Annotated in this window: 16 protein-coding genes; 2 read left to right on the plus strand and 14 right to left on the minus strand. The window is 65.2% G+C overall.

Annotated features, from left to right (window positions below; translation table 11 throughout):
• A partial coding sequence (locus OEX18_14100) for a peptidase M19 (GenBank protein ID MDH4338401.1) occupies positions 1 to 207 on the minus strand: 207 nt, incomplete at its 3' end.
• Between the two features lie 534 nt (positions 208 to 741).
• Positions 742 to 3237, minus strand: a complete 2496-nt coding sequence (locus OEX18_14105) for a SpoIIE family protein phosphatase (GenBank protein MDH4338402.1) — start codon at positions 3235 to 3237, stop codon at positions 742 to 744.
• A gap of 213 nt (positions 3238 to 3450) precedes the next feature.
• Between OEX18_14105 and OEX18_14110 the strand changes: the two genes are divergently transcribed.
• On the plus strand, positions 3451 to 4116 hold the full coding sequence (locus OEX18_14110) for a tetratricopeptide repeat protein (GenBank protein ID MDH4338403.1): 666 nt from the start codon (positions 3451 to 3453) through the stop codon (positions 4114 to 4116).
• A gap of 32 nt (positions 4117 to 4148) precedes the next feature.
• Entirely contained in the window at positions 4149 to 4535 is a 387-nt protein-coding gene (locus tag OEX18_14115; GenBank protein ID MDH4338404.1) for a hypothetical protein, read from the plus strand.
• 196 nt (positions 4536 to 4731) lie between these two features.
• Here OEX18_14115 and leuS read toward each other — a convergent pair whose 3' ends face one another.
• The 12 genes from leuS to OEX18_14175 form a co-directional block, all read right to left on the minus strand.
• Complete coding sequence (gene leuS / locus OEX18_14120) at positions 4732 to 7221, minus strand: leucine--tRNA ligase (GenBank protein MDH4338405.1); 2490 nt, start codon at positions 7219 to 7221, stop codon at positions 4732 to 4734.
• A gap of 38 nt (positions 7222 to 7259) precedes the next feature.
• A complete protein-coding gene (locus OEX18_14125; GenBank protein ID MDH4338406.1) occupies positions 7260 to 7487 on the minus strand; it encodes a hypothetical protein in 228 nt (75 codons plus the stop codon).
• A gap of 107 nt (positions 7488 to 7594) precedes the next feature.
• Positions 7595 to 8662, minus strand: a complete 1068-nt coding sequence (gene holA, locus OEX18_14130) for a DNA polymerase III subunit delta (protein MDH4338407.1) — start codon at positions 8660 to 8662, stop codon at positions 7595 to 7597.
• A gap of 3 nt (positions 8663 to 8665) precedes the next feature.
• Positions 8666 to 9139, minus strand: coding sequence for an LPS assembly lipoprotein LptE (gene lptE / locus OEX18_14135; protein ID MDH4338408.1), 474 nt, complete (start codon positions 9137 to 9139; stop codon positions 8666 to 8668).
• A 22-nt stretch (positions 9140 to 9161) separates the two neighbouring features.
• The gene (locus OEX18_14140; GenBank protein ID MDH4338409.1) at positions 9162 to 10580 is read right to left on the minus strand and encodes a sigma-54 dependent transcriptional regulator; all 1419 of its coding nucleotides are present in this window, start codon (positions 10578 to 10580) and stop codon (positions 9162 to 9164) included.
• Entirely contained in the window at positions 10552 to 12630 is a 2079-nt protein-coding gene (locus tag OEX18_14145) for an ATP-binding protein (GenBank protein MDH4338410.1), read from the minus strand. Before OEX18_14145 ends, OEX18_14140 begins: the two co-directional genes overlap by 29 nt.
• Positions 12631 to 12717: 87 nt before the next feature.
• A complete protein-coding gene (locus OEX18_14150; GenBank protein ID MDH4338411.1) occupies positions 12718 to 13998 on the minus strand; it encodes an ABC transporter ATP-binding protein in 1281 nt (426 codons plus the stop codon).
• A gap of 12 nt (positions 13999 to 14010) precedes the next feature.
• Positions 14011 to 14817 (minus strand): ABC transporter permease, encoded by an 807-nt coding sequence (locus tag OEX18_14155; GenBank protein MDH4338412.1) that lies wholly within the window; start codon positions 14815 to 14817, stop codon positions 14011 to 14013.
• The gene (locus tag OEX18_14160) at positions 14814 to 15455 is read right to left on the minus strand and encodes a PIG-L family deacetylase (GenBank protein MDH4338413.1); all 642 of its coding nucleotides are present in this window, start codon (positions 15453 to 15455) and stop codon (positions 14814 to 14816) included. The genes OEX18_14155 and OEX18_14160 overlap by 4 nt, the downstream gene beginning before the upstream one ends.
• On the minus strand, positions 15452 to 16234 hold the full coding sequence (locus OEX18_14165; GenBank protein ID MDH4338414.1) for a glucose-1-phosphate cytidylyltransferase: 783 nt from the start codon (positions 16232 to 16234) through the stop codon (positions 15452 to 15454). The genes OEX18_14160 and OEX18_14165 overlap by 4 nt, the downstream gene beginning before the upstream one ends.
• 4 nt (positions 16235 to 16238) lie before the next feature.
• Positions 16239 to 17507, minus strand: a complete 1269-nt coding sequence (locus OEX18_14170; protein MDH4338415.1) for a DUF4910 domain-containing protein — start codon at positions 17505 to 17507, stop codon at positions 16239 to 16241.
• Positions 17508 to 17594: 87 nt separating this feature from the next.
• Positions 17595 to 17983 (minus strand): dTDP-4-dehydrorhamnose 3,5-epimerase family protein (locus OEX18_14175; GenBank protein MDH4338416.1); only part of this gene is annotated, 389 nt, incomplete at its 5' end.

The raw sequence follows: 17983 nt of genomic DNA on the forward strand, positions 1-17983 counted from the left end.
CACGTGGCCGCGGCGGGAGCGTTCCAGCAGGGGACGGTTCCACAGGAGCGCGTCGCTGTGCAGATCGACCACCGGCAGTGTCGTGGGGGGGACACCGCCGCGCGCGACCCGGGTCCGGTTGGCAGCGCGGTCCACCACAGCAACGCCGAACAGGAAGGCCAGCACCGCGAGGACGAACAGGGGGACGAATGCGGAGATGAATCGCATCGGCCGGGGGAGGCTAGCACGGGAGGCCGAGGGGGGCAAAAAAGAACGAGAGTAGCCCCCGAACTGCCGTGTCACGTGTTAGCCCGTCAGAGGCCCATGCGGCAACCGCTTCGCTATCGACTAGCATGAGGAGCTGTGCCCACGCGCAGGCGAGGAGGTACTCTCGTGTGATAGGGGAGTATATTCGCTTCTGTATGATTGTCAACGGGGGGACAGGAAGATTTTACCCCATCAGCCGGTCATAAAATGCCGATAGGCTCATACAACACTTTAAGCATGAGGAGGGAGGTGGCAGCGGTGTTCCCAGGTGTCGCGCACGCTTGGCGGGCATCCAGGAACACCGCACGCGTTATCGCCTTCTAAGCCACCAGAGCAGGTCGACGAGTTCTATCCGCATGTCGGGCACCCCCTTGTGGGAAGGTTCGTCGGATTCAACCCATCGGCGCGACGCCGGTTGGCGGCGCGTCAAGGGGGGTCGAGCATAAGCCGTGCCCCAAACGGGAAGCGTGGGAAGGGGGCGGGAGGTCCGAGTCCCTAAGCGGTTTTACGAAGGACAATTACGCTGGTGATGTCGTCCTCCTGGGTGCCCTGGCCAAATGCCAGAACGTCGTCCAGAAGGGCGTTTTGCAGGTCGGCGGGCGGCAGGTTTCGATTCGTCCGCAGGAAGTCGACCAGGCGCTCCTCGCCGTAGAAATCGCCCCCCGGGCTGCGCTGCTCGATGATGCCGTCGGTATAGAGGAGCAGGAGGTCCCCGGGCCGGAAGGCCACCGTGCCCTCCGCGTAGTCCTGGGTGCGCCTCGCGCCGAGCACGGTGCCCCCGTTGGCGAGCCGGTCCACGAAGCTGCCGGTGGCCAGCAGGGCGGGGCACTGGCCGGCACTGGAGAAGGTGAGGGTGGCGCGGGGGACGTCCAGGATGCCGCAGAAGAAGGTGGCGAACTGGCCCGGCTTGGCGTGCTCGACGAGGAAGTCGTTGAGCTCCCGGTTGAGCTCTCCGGGCGGCAGGTCGCCCTTGAGCGCCCGGTTCTTGAACACCGCCTGCAGGGAAGCCATCAGCATGGCGGCGGGAACACCCTTGCCGCTCACGTCACCAATGGCCACCACCACGCGTTCACCGTCGAGGGCGAAGTAATCGAAGTAATCGCCGCCGACCTCGGTGGAACTCACCATGCGCCCGCGGATCTCGATGTCGCGCATGCGCGGCGGAGTCTCGGGGAGCAATGCCTGCTGGATGTCGCGCGCCAGCATGACCTCGCTCTTCAGGCGCTCCTGCTCGATCGAGGACTGGATGAGGTCCGCGTTTTCCATCACCAGGCCCACCTGGTCGGCGAAGGTCTCCAGCAGTTCGTTGTCGGCGCGCCGGTACACCAGCCCGGAGCGCCGCTGGCCCAGCAGTAGCATGCCGATCAGGCGGTCCGGCGCGGCAATGGGAACGCACACCGCCAGGCCCGGCACGGAGAGCAGCGCGCGCGATTCGGCGTCGAGCCGCGGGCGCTCCCACGAAGGGTCGAGGTACTCGACGGGCAGCGGCGTGCGGAAACGGGTGAGGTAGCGTCCCAGGAACGCGTCCGCGGCAAACGTCTCCGGTGTGTCGGGCGCGGGGCCGTCGGTTCGCGCGCGCGCCAGTTCTCTGCTGCCGTCGCGCAGGTAGACCACCGCGAAGGACGGGTGCAGCAGGGTGTCGACACGGCGCAGGAACTGGTCGAGGATCTCGTCGCGCGAGAGCGTGCGGGCCAGCGAGCGACCAAAGTCGACCACCTCCTGGCGGTAGATGTAGTCGGTGCGGTAGAAGAGACGATCGACCGCGCCCTGCACGCGCTCGCGCACGGGCGCGAAGGCCACCGCCAGCGCGAACACCGCGAAGGGCAGCCAGGCGTACTCGCTCACGCCGAACTCGCGCGAGAGATACGTGCCCAGCGACTGCACGATGATGTAATAACCCGCCACCAGGATTCCGGTGAGAACCGCGTAGACGAGGCTCTTGCGCACCACCGCGTTGAGTTCGATGGCGCCGTGCTTGAGGATGGCGTAACCGAAGGACAGCGGCACGAACCCCAGCAGCAGCGCGACGCGCACCGTCGTGTGCTCGGGCCAGATGGTTGCGCGCAGCGTGGTGGCGAGGAAGGGAAGTATCCCGGCCAGTGTTCCGGCGATGACCACGCGCAGTTTGGCCTTCTGCGCGCGCGGTGAGGTGCGGTAGGCGCGCACGAACACAACCAGCGACGCGAGCACGTACGCCACGAAGTACAGCGTGGATGCCGCCAGCACCAGGGAGGATGCTGAAGCGGGCGTGGGCATGAACTGGAAATGGCGCGTGGCCACCACCGCGCTGGACGCGAAGATGATGGCGGGCGCGAGATACAGCCACGGCGTGCGTCGCTTTCCCTCGCGCGCGGCGCGCTCGGGAAAACGCAGGAAGAAGTGGAGCAGGGTGGCGGGGAAGAGCAGGATCAGGGCGTCGGAGATGAGTTCGCCACCGAGCTGCCAGAACGGATTCTGCGTCGAGGGTCGGTCGGTCAGGAACACGGCCAGCAGCGTGCAGTTGATTGCGAAGAGTGTGGCCACGGCGTCGGCGCGCCGCAGGTACACCCACAGCCCGACGCCCAGGAAGAGCAGTGCAACCACCAGCAGCGCCGCGCTGTCCATGAGTGTGCGGCGGGGCACCACGGTGTACTGCAGGGTCGCCCGCAGGATTTCATCCCCGCGGCGCAGTTCGTACTGCTGCGGCCGGAAGTCGTGGTTGGAGGCAACGAGGTGCTGGAGGTGGAGGCGGTTGCGCAGGCGGTGGCCGTCGATGGCGACGATCTCGTCACCGGCGACGATACCGCTGGCGACGTTGGGCCCGTCCGCCTCGACGCTCTGAACCACCAGATTCTGCGTGCGAATGCCGGAGTAGGGCGACTCGAGCCGCTCGCGCGCGCCGGGAAACTCGAGCACGACGATGGCGAGCACGAACACGAGCAACAGGGGTCGGAATAATTGGGCCGCCCGGTCCCCGGGGAACGCCGGCCGCGCCGTCTGGAGCGTCTTCATTCGCTCGTTCCTCCACGGTTCGGGCGTGAGCGTGGCGACGCCGCGCGGTGCTGTCAACCGGAAAGGCGGCCGGGTCGGACGCGCGGTGGCGTCCGCATGCGGAAAACCCGCGGTGGCGGGCGTGGAGGAAGCCCTTGCGGCGCCGCAACGGCTGTGCTACTCTCGCAATTCTAAACGAATTACGGTTGTCCTTTGCGAGGAGTGTAGGTCCACATGACGGCGACGGCCAAACGAGCCCGGAAGAACATCAAGGAAGACCAGCTGGTCACCACGGCGGTTCGCGCAAGCGAATGGGCACAGGAGCATTTCAATCAAGTCATCATCGGGATCGTCGCGCTGGTAGCGGCGGTTGCGGTGCTGGTGTTCGTGGCCAACAGCCGCGAGAACAACGCGCGCGAGGCCGAACGCATGATGGGTTCGGCCATGATGCTGATGCAGCAGGGCGACCTGAACGCAGCGCGCACGAGCTTCGAACAGATCTACCAGCGCCAGGGCGGCGAGTACGCCGTTGCCGCGCGCTTCTTCAAGGCCGAGTGCGAACTGGGCATGGGGAACTTCACCCGTGCGGCAGCCGATTACGAGGCGTACCTCGCACGCAAGGACGATTACCCGGTATTCGCCGCGTCCGCGGCCGTGGGCCGGGCGCTGGCGTATGAGGGTGCCGAACAGTGGCCGGATGCGGCCAGAGCGGCGGCGGAGGCCGTGAACGCGCTGGGCAAGGATGACCCGCGCTACCACGACGCCGCATACCGCGCCGGTTACTGCTACGAGCGGGCCGGCGACACGAAAGAGGCGCTCACGTACTACCGGATCGCTGCGGACGGCGCCACCGGCTCGTTGCGGGATCGCGCCCGCTACGCCGTCACGGCCCTGGAGTAGAATTCCTGTGTCCCGTGGGGGCGGGTTCTGACGTGTTAGTCGCAGCCACAACCGTTCCGGAGGGTGAGCGCGCCTCGCCTACGGACCACGAGCGCTGGTACGCGGCGCTGGGTTACCTCTTCTTCCTCTGTTTCCTTGCCCTGTGGAAGGCCCGCGACAGCCACTTCGTGCGGTTCCACGCGCGGCAGGCGTTCCTTCTGTTTCTCTCCGAATGCGTGGCCTTCCTGGCCATCGTCGTCGTCGACCGCACCGTGGGCCGGCTCCCGCTGCTGGGGTTGATCCTGGTGGTCATCGCGCAGGTCTTCGTGTACCTGACCGCGCTGTTCCTGTCGGTGACGGGATTCGTGAAGGCGCTGTTCGGCGAGTTGTGGGAGATGCCGTTCTTCGGTCCATACCGCGAGAAGATCCCGCCGTTGTGAGTTGAGTCCGGCCCCGCGCCGGCACCGTCCACCCATGCATTCCGTTGCGCGCCGGGGGAAGACCGCCCGGCGGGACCGCCAGGCCGCGGTGGCAGCGTTCACGTTATGGCGCATAAGATATATTATGTTAACCAGTGCAAGAAAGCGAACCCGCCAGGGGCTTTCGCCATGCGCCGCTTCCCCGGTCCGGCCCGGCCTAGAGGACGATGTTGACGAGGCGGTTCTGGATGACGACCACGCGTCTGGGCGTGGCGTCCCCGATGATCTCGCGGATACGCGGATTCGCCAGCGCGATGGCTTTCATGCGCTCGGCGTCGGTGCCGGTCGGTACGGGCTCGCGCGCGCGGATCTTGCTGTTCACCTGGATGACCAGGTCGAATGTGTCTTCGCGGGCATACGCGGGGTCGGCCTCGGGCATGGGCATGTCGAACACGCTGCCGGTGTGTCCGGTGCGCTCCCACAGTTCCTCGCAGATATGCGGCGTCATGGGTGCCAGCAGGCGTACCAGCGCGTCGTAGGAGGCGCGCAGCACCGCGTCCGCCTGCGGGCCGCGGCCGGTCTCGTCGCTGTCGAGGAATGCGTAGATGGCGTTGCACAGCTCCATGAGCGCGCTGATCGCGGTGTTGAAGCGGAAATGGTCGCTCACGTCGCCCAGTACGCGCCCGATGGCCTGGTGGGTCTTGCGCAGCAGGTCGCGTTCGGGGTCGGTCAGGCGCGCGGCGTCCAGCGTGCCGGCGGCGGGTGTCGCCAGCACCTTCTCGTTTGTTTCGTAAACACGCCACACACGATTAAGAAAACGGTAGCAGCCTTCCACCGCCTCGTCGCTCCACTCGATGTCGCGCTCGGGTGGTCCACAGAACAGAATGTACAGGCGCATGGTGTCGGCACCCATGGGATCGATGATCGTGTCGGGCGGCACCACGTTGCCTTTGCTCTTGGACATCTTGAGGCCGTTCTTGCACACCATCCCCTGGGTGAAGAGGCGCGCGAAGGGCTCGTCGAAGGCTATGAGCCCGCGCGAGTGCAGAAATTTCGTTATGAAGCGCGCGTACAGCAGGTGCAGGATGGCGTGCTCGACACCGCCGATGTACTGGTCCACCGGCAGCCACGCGTCGCACAGTTCGCGCGGAAACGCCCGCGTCTCGTCGTGCGGGCCGAGGTAGCGCAGGAAGTACCAGCTCGAGTCGACGAAGGTGTCCATGGTGTCGGTGTCGCGCTCGGCGTCGCCGCCGCAGCGCGGACAGGCCGTCCTGCGAAACGAATCGCTGGCCGCCAGCGGGCTCTTGCCGTCGCCGCGCGGCCTGAATTCGACGTCTTCGGGCAGCAGCACCGGCAGATCCTTCTCGGGCACGGGCACGATCCCGCACGCCGGGCAGTGGATCATGGGGATGGGGGCACCCCAGTAGCGCTGGCGGGAGATGAGCCAGTCGCGCAGGCGGTAGTTGACCCGCCGCTTGCCGCTTCCCTCCTTCTCGGCACGCTCGGCGATGCGTTGGAACGCCTCCTCGTGCCCGAGGCCGTCGTACTCGCCACTGTTCACCAGGATCCCGTGGCCGGAATAGGATGCGCGCGGAAAGTCCGTCTCGCCCTCGCGCGGACGGATGACCTCGCGGATGGGCAACCCGTAGCGGGTGGCGAATTCGAAGTCGCGCTGGTCGTGCGCCGGCACGGCCATGATGGCGCCGGTCCCGTACTCCATGAGCACGTATGGGGCGATGTAGATGGGTATCTTCTCGCCGCTGAATTGGTTGATGGCGTAGGCGTCCAGGAACACACCTTCGCGGCTGGGTTCGGTGCGCCCCTTGCCACTCAAGCGTTCCACCGTGAAGCGCGCGATCGCTTCGCGGAATTCACCCTCGCGGGGCGATCCGGCGATGAGATTCTCCACTTCGGGGTGTTCCGGAGACAGGACCAGGAAGGTGGCGCCGAACACCGTGTCGGGGCGCGTGGTGAAACAGCGGATGCGCCGGCCGCTGCGCGCGATCTCGAACTCGAGTTCGAGCCCCTGGCTCCTGTCGATCCAGTTGCGCTGCATGGTGACCACGCGCTCCGGCCAGTCGGCCAGGGTCTGCAGGTCGTCGAGCAGCCGGTCGGCGAAGGCGGTGATACGGAAGAACCACTGCTCCAGGTGGCGTTCCTCAATGGGCGTGCCGCAGCGCTCGCAGGCACCGTCCACCACCTGCTCATTGGCCAGCACGGTGCGGTCCCGGGGACACCAGTTCACCGAGGCAGCCTGGCGGTACGCGAGCCCCGCATCGTACAACTGCAGAAACAGCCACTGCGTCCAGCGGTAGTAGCCCGGCTCGCACGAGGTCACCTCGCGCGTCCAGTCGTACACCACGCCCCAGCGGTAGAACTGCTGCTTCATGCGCGCGATGTTGTCCCGCGTCCACGTGGCGGGGTGAATGTCGCGCTGGATGGCGGCGTTCTCGGCCGGCAGCCCGAAGGCATCCCATCCCATGGGCGCCAGCACCTCGTGGCCCTCCATCTTCTTGAAGCGCGCCAGCGAGTCGCCGATGACGTAGTTGCGCCCGTGCCCCACGTGCAGCTCACCCGACGGGTACGGGAACATCATTAAACAGTAGAACTTACGGCTGGTACTGGAGAGATCACATTGCATCAGGCCGTCGCGGGCCCACCGCGCCTGCCACTTTGCTTCGATCTCCGCGTGCGGATACCTGGCCATGCTGGGTGCTTTCCGGTTTCGAGGATACCTGCGGCGATTCAGCGGTCCGGGAATCGGGCCAGGACGTGGATCTCATCGCCGACCGCGTCGATTTCAGTGACGGCGCCGGCCGACTGGAGGAACGCGCCCACGTCCTCGGCCGCCTCGCGGCCACTCACCACCACACGCATGAGCAAGGGGCGGCCCTTTTCGAGGGCGGACGCCACCATGAGACGGGGGCCCGGTTTGGAGAGGCCGCGGGCGTTGATGCGTATCTCGCGATCCATGGGAGGTGTCCTTGCGCCAACCGCGTGGTCCGGGTCGGGGAATGGAACCGTCGGCGTCCTCCCCACGGCCGCGGGCGCTGTCCCGGTGGCTGTTTCAGGCGCCCAATCTACGGGGAAAGCGACGGCGTGGCAAGGGTTTTCCCCACGTGGGCGGCGATCAGCGCCTCCTCGATGAGCACCCTTCCGGGGAGCGACGTGGACTTGAGACGGGTGTCGGCCCAGCGCAGGTTCGCGAGCAGCGCGTCGAGCCGCTCCCGCGGGACGCGTACGGCCTGTTCGCGCAGCTTGCCGGCGTAGAAGGGGCTGTTGGTGGCCCCCAGTTCGGCGGCCAGGACGCGATCGCTGGATACCGCGCGCCCCCGCTCCCCAAGCAGTGTCTGCACCTCCAGCAGGGAAACCACGCGCCGCAGCATCATCGCCACCACGAACACCGGCTCCTCGCCCGCCTCCAGCAGGGTTGCCACGCGCGGGACGAGCGTCGCGGGCGCGGTGGCCCCCACCGCGTCGAGAACCGAGAAGAGGCTGTCGGTGCGGTAGCGCCCCACCACGGATGCCACCGTGTCGCGCGTCACCCGCCCGTCCGCGGGCACCGAGAGCAGGATCTTGTCCACCTCGTTGGCGATGTCGATCAGCTGGGTGCCCACCGACTCGATCAAGAGGTCCAGCGCATCCGCGTCCACCTGCACCTTCTCGCGGCGGAAGCGCGCCAGTACCCGCTCCAGGGTCTCGTTCTCGTCGAGCGTGTCGAATGCGAAGGCGACGCCGCGCGCTCCGGCCACCGCGCCGAGGCGCTTGTGGGCCTGCGTTTCCAGCTTTGCGCTGGACGACTCAATCACCAGGGTGAGCGAATCCGGCACACGCTCCACACGGTCGATCACGCGCTCGCGGTTGGCGGTGGAGAGCGCCTCGAAGTTCTTCAGGATGAGCACCCGGCGCGAGGAGAAGAGCGGAAACGACTGCACCCGGTCGTCGAAGGCCTGGGGGTCGAACTCGTCGCCGTAGACGATGTCGAGGTTGAAGGTGCGGTCGCCCCCGGGCAGCGCCGCCTGCAGGAGTTCGCGGACGAACTCCTTCTTCATGAACTCCTCGGGGCCGTGCAGGAAATACACCGGCTTGAGGCGCCCCTGGCGCACATCCTCGAAGAGTTTCTTGTAGCCCTGGAGCCGTGGTGCCATGGATTACCAGTCCTGCACGGTCAGGTTGAGGATCTGGTTGGTGATCTCCTGCAGGCTCTCCTCGACCGCGTCGTCGAAGGTGCGCCCGCTCTCGACCTGCTCGACGAAGTACGACCCGTTGCCCTCGATGGACCGGTTCTGCCAGATGGGCTCGTTGGTCTTGCGATTAAATAGTGATACAACTACTTTAATGACAACGATATACTCTTCTGCGTTGAGATCCTGGTTGAACGAGAAGGGCCGGTTGGCGAACTCGGTGATCTGCCCGTCGAGGATGGCGTCGGCCGCGTCTTCGGACACCACCTTGAGCGTGTTGTCGCGCACCAGAAAGTCGATGATCCGGTCTGTGACCGACAGCTCCAGGTTGGGCTGGGCGGTCTTGTTCTCGAAGAACGGGACATGGATGCTTTTGATGTCCTTCGCGGTGCGGGAAGTGGTGCTGTAGCCGCATCCCCAGGACCCAAGTGCGAGCAGCACGCACAGAGCCGCCGCGCCGGACTCAGCTGGGCGTGGAAAGTTCACTCTCGTCCCCGATGTTGAAGCTCTTCATGCGGTAGCGGAGCTTGTCACGCTTGACGTTGAGCAGACGGGCGGTGCGGCTCTGGTTCCAGCCGGATTCCTCCGACGCCTTCAGGATGAGGGCGCGCTCGAGATCGCTCACCACGGATTCGAAGTCGATGCCATCCTCGGGAATGGGTGCGGCCAGAATGGCATCCAGGCGGCGGCCCAGGGTTCCCTCTTCGGCCCGTTGCGCGGCAAAGGGCAGCATCTCGCGGCGCAGCACCGGGCCGTTCTCCAGCAGCACCACCCGCTCGATGACGTTCTTCAGCTCACGGATGTTCCCCGGCCACGGGTAGGTGAGCAGGAGCTGGCGCGCCTCGTCCGCGATCTCGGTGAAGTTCTTGTTGAACTTCGTATTGAACATGTTGATGAAGTAGTTGGCAAACTTGAGCAGGTCTTCGCGCCGCTCGCGCAGCGGCGGAATGTACAGCGGGACCACCTTCAACCGGTAAAAGAGGTCGGCGCGGAAACGCTGCTCGTCGACCTCCTTCTGCAGGTCACGATTGGTGGCGGAGATCACGCGAACACTCACGTTGATGTCCTGCGTGCCCCCCAGGCGCCGGAACTCCATGCGCTCCAGCACCCGCAACAGCTTGACCTGGATGGTCAGGCTCATCTCGCCGATTTCGTCGAGGAACAGCGAACCGCGGTTGGCGAGTTCCAGCAGGCCCTGCTTTTGCCCCTTGGCGTCGGTGAAGGCACCCTTCTCGTAGCCGAACAACTCGCTCTCCAGCAGGGTTTCCGGGAGACTGGCGCAGTTGATGTCCATGAAGGGCTTGCCGGCGCGATTGGAGTAGCGGTGGATGAGACGCGCGATCATCTCCTTGCCCACACCGCTCTCCCCTTCGATGAGCACGGTGGTGGTGTCGCTCTTGGCCACCTGTTGCACGATTTCGTAGACGCGCTTCATGCCCGCGCTGTCGCCGAGGATGTAGTCGAAGCCGACCTCGGGGTCCATCTTGCGCTTGAGCTGCAGGACCTCGCGGTTGAGGCGCTCGCTCTCCAGCCCCTTCTTGATCACCATGAGCAGCTGGTCGAGGTTGATGGGCTTGCTGACGAAGTCGTAGGCTCCGTTCTTCATGGCGTTGACGGCGGTCTCGATATCACCGAAGGCGGTGATCATCACCACCCCGATCTCGGGGAAAATCTCCTTGATCTTGCGCAGCACCTCCAGGCCGTCCATGTCCGGCAGCTTGAGGTCGAGCAGGACCAGGTCGGGCACCACCGCACGGGCCTTCTCGATGGCCTCCGCACCGGTGCGGGCCGTCACGGCCTCGTACCCTTCCTGCTTCAGCGTTTTTTCGAGAAAGAACCGGATCGTGTCCTGGTCATCCACCAAGAGGATGACCGACTTCACGGGAGTCTCCATGGTGCACCTGCTTTACGGGTAGATAGATCGAGAACGTCGTGCCGACGCCGTACTCGCTGTCGACGTAGATGTAGCCGCCGTGACGCTCGATGATGCTGTGGGTGACGTAGAGCCCCAACCCGGTGCCGCCGCTCTTCTTGGTAAAGAAGGGCTCGAACACGCGCAGCTTGTCGTCCTCCGTCAGGCCCAGCCCGTTGTCGCGCACCCGGATGATAGCAAAATCACCCACTGCGTCAAACAGAACGTCGGGCGCCTCATGCGCGAAGGAAATCGAGACCGTTACCGTGTCGTTGGGCTGACTGGCCTCGATGGCGTTCTTGACCACGTTGATCAGCACCTGGATGATGCGATCCGAGTCCACCATGACCCTCCGCGGCGTGGGGGGAAACTCGGTAGCCAGCGAGATGGCCTTGCGGCCGGCGAGGTCGGACATCCCGGCGAGGCAGGTGCGAACCAGATCCTCCAGGGTGGTCGGGCCGTAGATGAGGTCGCTCACCCGCACCACGCTCATGAGGTCCCCGATGAGCCGGTCGATACGCCGGACCTCCTGCAGGATGAACTCGATATTCTCGCGCTGGGTGTCCGCCACCTCGCCCGCCCGCTGCAGGTACTGGATACCCGCGGCGATGCCGGTGAGCGGGTTGCGAATCTCGTGGGCGATACTGGATGAGAAGCGCCCCAGCGCGGCCAGCTTGTCCAGGTGCGCCACCTGTTCCTCGAGGCGCTTCTGGCGCGCGATGTCGGTGAACACCGCCAGCGCACCCTGCGGCTGCTTCTTCTCGTCGAGTAGCAGCGTGGTGTTGAGGATGATGGGATCCTTGGCGCCGTCCTTCTTGAGCAGCCATGCCTCCTGCTGGAAGGCGCGCCGGCCGGTGCGCATGGTGCGCATCACCGGGTTCTCCCCCGTGCCCACGGGGCTGTCCAGAATGAGGCGCTCCACGTGCAGGCTGCGCAGTTCGGCCAGCGAGTACCCGCTGACCTCTTCTGCGAGATGGTTGGCGAAGAGCACGGTGCCCGATTCGTCGACCGTGATCAGGCTGTTCATCATGCTGTTGATCACGTTGTCGCGGAAGCTCTCCTCCTGCTGCAGTTCGGCGAACAGGCGGTTGTTCTCCAGCATGGTGCCCAGCTGGACGGCCAGCGTCTCCACCGAGACGAGGTCCACGCGGCTCAGGGTCGCCGCCTTGAAGCCGTCGGTTACACCCACCACGCCCAGCACGGGGATGCGTTCGCACCCCGGACAGCGATAGCCGTGTTCGATGGACGAACTCTCGCGTTTGACCTGGGTCATGCGCAGGATGCAGTCCTCGCGACCCTCGCAGCCCTGGGTGGCGCCGCTCTTCACCAGCGGCACCACGATGTAACAGCTCATGGTGCTGTCCTCGAAAAGCGTGGCGCCGTCCAGGGTACCGATGCGATGCATCTCCGGGTCGCGGATCAGGACGGACTGGTGCATCTGCACCGCCTTGCCCATCAGCCCGTCCAGCTGGGTCAGGGGAATGCGGTGCTGGGAATGCGCGTGACCCTCGGGCGTATCGCGGAACACGTAGAAGTTGAGTGCGTCGCCGTCGGGATCGAAGATGCCCACGAACAGCTCGCGGTATCCGAGGCCCTTGGAGAGGAAGTTGATGACCGCGTCGACCACCTTGGACTCGTCCAGCGACGACACCAGGGTCAGCCCGATCTCCTTTATGCTCAGCAGTTGGATGTTCTTTTCGACCAGCTGGAAGTTCTTGCGCTCGAGTTCGGTGGCGACCTCCTTGAGCGCCTTGTACACCGACTCGTCCACCTCGCCGGGGCGGATGTTGCTCAGTTCTCCGATGGCCTCGCCGTGGATCTTGCGGATGCCGTCGAGGACGGCCTGGTAGCGGTTGCGAACCGCGATGGACTCGATGGCCACGTACACCAGCACCAGAATGGCGACACCGGGGATGAACGCCCACCAGGGCAGCAGGCGCGCGAGCACGGCGCCCGCGGTGGCCACCACCAGCACCCCGGGGAGCATGCGGCGGCGCGGTACGTAGGTGAGGAGTTTCACGGGCTCATCTCCGTCATCATGGCTCCCGCGACGACCGCGCCGAGCCCGGCCCGGGTCACAGCAGGGGCCTGGTCCGCAGCGGCGCCATCACAGGCCTGCGTCCTGGGGCATCGAGGCGTCGCTCGTCGCGCCGCCCGTCGAGAGGTCCCACCGGGACGCCATGTAGGTCAGCCCCCACTTCGCGTGCACACCTTTCCCCTGGTTGTTCCCCACGTTCGACGCTTCGACGTCGATGGCCAGGCAGTGCTCGAGGTGATCGAAGAACACCCCGGTGCTGCGGATCCACAGCGACAGGTAGTAGCGGTTGGGCTGCAGAAAGAGGTCGTCGATGAGCAGGTCGATGTACCCCTCTCCCACATCGAGGACCGGGATGAAGTAGCCCGCGTGCCACGTGCTGGCGGTGAAGACCTTCGTTCCCATGTCCGAGTACACCACCATACCGAACTTGGGGTCGCGGATGCGCTCCTTGGCCTTGTAGTGGAAGCGCGCGCGCAGCGGTTCCCCGCAGCGAAACAGCGCGGCCGGATTCCCGTCCATGTCCATGAAATCCACGCGGGTAAAGCGCGCGGCGCCGTTTCCGCCCCGGCCCTCGACGTTGGCGAGGTCGTAGCCGGCGCGCTGTGACTCCGAGAAGGTTGCCAGGTAGGCGGCGATGACCTTGTCCGAGGGGCCGTCCATGCGCATCTTGCCGGCGTCGATCCAGATGGTGCGTGGGCACAGGTTCTCAATGGCGGCCATGTTGTGCGAGACGAAGATCACGGTGCGGCCCCCGGTGCGCATGTCGTCCATGGCGCTGAGGCACTTCTTCTGGAACTCGGCGTCGCCCACCGCCAGCACCTCGTCCACGAAGAGCACGTCGGGTTCCATGTGCGCGGCCACCGCGAAGCCGAGGCGCAGGCGCATGCCCGACGAGTAGCGCTTGATGGGCGTGTCCACGAACTGATCCACCCCCGCGAAGGCGATAATCTGATCCAGGCGCGCATCGATCTCGCGCTTGCGCATGCCCAGGATGGATCCGTTGAGGTAGATGTTCTCACGCCCGGTCAACTCGTCGTGGAACCCCGTGCCCACCTCGATGAGCGAGGCCACGCGGCCGCGAACGCGGATGCGCCCGCTGGTCGGGTAGGTGATCTTGGACAGCACCTTTAGCAGGGTGCTCTTGCCCGCGCCGTTGCGGCCGATGAGTCCCACCACCTCCCCCTCGTCGACGTGGAACGAGAGGTCATTGAGCGCGAGTATCGTTTCGCGCGGTGCTCTGGGCCCGCGCCGGAACATGTTCACGAGCACCTCGCGAAGCATGGTCTCGTGGCGCAATGCCCCCAGTTGATACTGCTTGGTGATGCCTTCTACACGAATCGCTTCTTGCATGGGTACTCCCGGCTAGATCAGGTCCGCGAACGATCGTTCGGTCCGGTAAAAATAGACACTCGCCAGCACGAACAGCACCGTGGTCACCGCGCAGGCGATGCCCAGCGTGGGCCAGTCGATGGAACGGGTGGGCAGCGCCGCCGCGCGGAACGCATCCAGGATTCCCACCATCGGGTTGAAGCGCAGGATGGCCTGGTAGCGGGGCGGCAGTGCCGAGGTGCCGTATATGACCGGCGAGAGGAACAGCATCGCCTGCACGAAGAACGGAATGGTGTACTTGATGTCGCGGTACTTCACGTTCAGGGACGAGAAGATCATGCCGATCGAGAGCGCGAGCATCACCAGCGGCAGCAGGAACAGCGGCCACAGCAGCAGGCTGGGGGAAAGCGGCATGTGGTAGTAGAGCATGACGCCCACCAGCACCGCCGAGGCGATGAAGAAGTCCACGATGCCGCTCAGGGCCGACGAGGCGGGGATGATGGCACGCGGAAAGAAGACCTTGCTGATCAGCTTGGCGTTGGTGACCAGGCTGTTGCCGGACTGGGTCACCGCGTACTGGAAGTACGTCCACGGCACCAGCACCGAGTAGCTGAACACCTGGTACGGGACCCCCTCGCTGTCGATCTTGGCGACGCGCCCGAACATGATGGTGAAGACCACCATCATGAAGAAAGGCTGGATGATGGCCCACGAAGCGCCCAGCAGCGTCTGCTTGTAGCGGATCTTGACGTCGCGCCAGATCAGAAAGAAGAACAGCTCGCGGAAGCGCTTGAACTCCAGCAGCCATTCGATGACAAGGGGTCGCGTCGCCGTGGTCATAGCACTACCTTTCTACCGTAGAATGCCTCGGCCCGGCGCGCGGTGGCGTTGCACTCGAGACCGCGCAGGCGCATGAGGGCGGAAAACGTCTCCTCGTCGAACCATTGCTTGCCGGCCTGGGTGCCGAAGCACGCCATGAGAATACCCACCTTGGCCGCTGCGTGTTTCGCTTCCAGCGGCACGTAGACGTTGGGGCGCCCCAGGTCGCCGTCCCACTTGGGTATCTCGTACTCCAGGATGGCGTGGTCCCGGAATGTGTTCCAGGTGAGTTCGTTTACCACGCGGTGGTCCTGGTGGAGATCGTCCCGGCAGTGCGTGAAGATCACGTCCGGCTGGATACGCTTCTTGAGTTCCTCATAGTACGTCTTGATCTTCGCCAACTCCGAGGGGAAAAAACCGTCGCGGAACTGATGCAGCTCGACCCCGCGGCTGCCCGCGCCCGCCAGGAAGCGGGCCGCGGAGGCCTCGGCCTCGCGCGCGCGGTCGGCGCGGGCACTGAAGACCACCCAGTGCACCACCAGGCCCGGATTCTCCTCCGCCAGGCGCAAGATCGTACCGCCGCAACCGATCTCGATATCGTCGCTGTGCGCACCCAGGCAGAGCACGCAACCGACACCCTTCAGGGACAGCGTCTTCACGGATTCCTCTTTTTCTTCCATAGCTCCCAGGGGGCCTCGCCCCGCGTGTACAGGTCGTCGAGCATCTGCCGCTCCTTGAAGGTATCCATGCACACGAAGAAGCCGTCGTAGCGGTATGCACCCAGCTGCCGGGCGGTAATCAGGCGCTGGAACGGTTCCTCCACCAGTTCCTCGCCGGGATTCATGTGGTCGAAGATCCCGTTGCGCAGCACGAAGTAGCCGCCGTTGATGCGGATGTCGGTGTGGGTCACGTGGTCGATGCCGCTCACCGCCTGGTTCTTGTCCAGCGACACCAGGTGGAAGCTCTGGCTGGGGCGCACGCACAGGAAGGTGGCTACGCGCTGGCTCTGCTCCGCCTCCGCCACCATCTGGTCGAGCGGTACGTCGGTGAGGTTGTCGCTGTAGTTGGCCAGGAACATCTCGTCGCCATCGAGGTAGTCGCGCACGGCGCGCAGCCTGCCCCCGATGTTGGTGTCGTGGCCGGTGTCGACGAAGGTGATCTTCCAGTCGTCGATGTCGCTGTTCGCAAGACTCACGCGGGAACCCGACATGGTGAAGTCGTTCGACAGGCACTCGTCGTAGTTCAAGAAGTAATTCTTGATCACGTCCGCCTTGTACCCGAGGCAGAGGATGAACTCCTTGTGTCCCCAGTGCGCGTAGTACTTCATGACGTGCCACACGATGGGCCGGTAGCCGATGGGCACCATGGGCTTGGGAATCTCCTCCGAGTACTCCCGGATACGCATACCAAGTCCGCCACAGAACAGAACGACTTTCATACCGCTAGTCTCCCTTGTTTGCCGGCGCCAGCAGGCCGTGTTCCGCAAGCAACCCGGCGCCCGACTCGCAGGCCGCAAAGCTCAGACCCGAGCGCTCCGCGATATCCAGCAGCGAGTGGTTCCCGTCCGACAGGTTGAGAATCCACAGCAGGGCCATTTCGGTTTCCTGGGCATGTACGTTCCCGCCCAGGCTCGAGTACAGACCGCGTTTGCCCAGCTGCGGTTCGCATTTCGGGTTGGTGTTGACGTATGTCCGGTTCCCCTCGAGCACCCGTAGCACCTCCAGGTAGCGGCGCAATGAGTCCGCCAGCCGTCCGGGCTTCACGAATGCCAGGTCGTCCGCCGAGGTGTGATACTCCGGGAACTCGCCGTGCGGTGTGCGCGTCAACGAGCCCACGGCAAGGTTGAACCCCGGTGAACAGTACTGGCGCTCGTCGTAGCCGTAGGGCGAGAACTCCTTCACCCGGAACGGCTCCCCCGCTGCGCCCAGCACGTGGATCACCGCGCGGTCGATCTCGGCGTCACCGCGCCGCGACCGCTTGTAGGTCATGTTTCCCGTGTCCCCCACACAGGCGGCCACCAGGCCGTGCCGGATGCGCCCCGCCGAGGCTTCGTTCCTGGCCAGCCAGGCGATGGATCCGATTGCGCCGGGGATGAACAGGAACCGGTACGCGTAGCGCCGGCGCACGTCGCCCAGCAGGCCGGCCAGCGCCGTCGCCAGCACGACACCGGACAGGTTGTCGTTGCACAGCGACGGGTGACAGGCGTGCGCGGAGATGAGGACCTCGGCCTCCTCCTCCCCGGGTAGCAGCAACTCCCCGTAGGTGAGATGTCCGTCCTGCAGCGTGGCATCCACCACCACCTCGTATTCCCCGTCGGGCAGCTGCTCGCGCAGGCGGTGCGGCAGGCAGAAACCCCAGCGCTCGCTGTAGTACGACGTCCGATACGGAATGACATCCGGGTTGTCGGGCAGAGAGTACAGGTGCGGTTGCAGATCGGCAAGGCTCATGGTGGCGTGGACCGGAACGCTGTAGTTGAGCACGTGCAGGGAGTGCGCCTTGAAATCGATCACCTTCTCCCCGCGCGCGTTGCGTACGTAGGCGTCGCGGATGTTCCATTCCTTCGGCACCGTCCAGTCGAACACGCGGGTGCCGCTGGGCACCTCTTCCACCCCCAGGGGAATGTGCTCGCCCAGCACCGCCATTGTCTGCCGAAAACCATCGCCGGTGATACTGCGGCAAATGGGGTACAGGCGCGCCATGAGCTCGTGCATGAAACGTCCCTGCCCGCCGGCGTCGAAGGCGGAGAGAACGTCGCCGACGCTCGCGCCGGTTGTATTGCGGTCGTGCTGGCTCATGCCCTACCCCGGAAACTCCTGCCGGAAGCGATCCTGGTTGGAATCCGCGTAGCCGCGGTCCTTCTCCGAGAGCACCGTGACCTCGAGCGGCCAGCGGACGCCCAGCAGCGGGTCGTTCCAGCGGATTCCCCGCGCCGCGGCGGGTTCGTAGTACACGGTCATCTGGTAGAAGATCTCCGCGTTCGCCTCCAGGGTCTGGAACCCGTGGGCGAAACCCTTCGGTATGTGCAGCATGCGCCCGTTGTCCGCCGTCAGCTCCACACCGAACCAGCGCAGGAAGGTGGCAGAGGCGGGGCGCAGATCGACGATCACGTCGTAGATGGCCCCGCGTGTGCACCGCACCAGTTTGGTTTCGGCGTGCGGAGTAATCTGGTAGTGCAGCCCTCGCAGGG

It is taken from the genome of Candidatus Krumholzibacteriia bacterium (assembly GCA_029865265.1).
In the GTDB taxonomy this organism is placed as follows: domain Bacteria; phylum Krumholzibacteriota; class Krumholzibacteriia; order WVZY01; family JAKEHA01; genus JAKEHA01.

Bases quoted from the DNA above. Each gene is read 5' to 3' on its own strand.
- OEX18_14165 (MDH4338414.1), bottom strand. From the start codon at position 16,234: ATGAAAGTCGTTCTGTTCTGTGGCGGACTTGGTATGCGTATCCGGGAG.
- OEX18_14170 (MDH4338415.1), bottom strand. From the start codon at position 17,507: ATGCACGAGCTCATGGCGCGCCTGTACCCCATTTGCCGCAGTATCACC.
- holA (MDH4338407.1), bottom strand. From the start codon at position 8,662: ATGGCACCACGGCTCCAGGGCTACAAGAAACTCTTCGAGGATGTGCGC.
- leuS (MDH4338405.1), bottom strand. From the start codon at position 7,221: ATGGCCAGGTATCCGCACGCGGAGATCGAAGCAAAGTGGCAGGCGCGG.
- OEX18_14155 (MDH4338412.1), bottom strand. From the start codon at position 14,817: ATGACCACGGCGACGCGACCCCTTGTCATCGAATGGCTGCTGGAGTTC.
- OEX18_14105 (MDH4338402.1), bottom strand. From the start codon at position 3,237: ATGAAGACGCTCCAGACGGCGCGGCCGGCGTTCCCCGGGGACCGGGCG.
- OEX18_14110 (MDH4338403.1), top strand. From the start codon at position 3,451: ATGACGGCGACGGCCAAACGAGCCCGGAAGAACATCAAGGAAGACCAG.
- OEX18_14125 (MDH4338406.1), bottom strand. From the start codon at position 7,487: ATGGATCGCGAGATACGCATCAACGCCCGCGGCCTCTCCAAACCGGGC.
- OEX18_14150 (MDH4338411.1), bottom strand. From the start codon at position 13,998: ATGCAAGAAGCGATTCGTGTAGAAGGCATCACCAAGCAGTATCAACTG.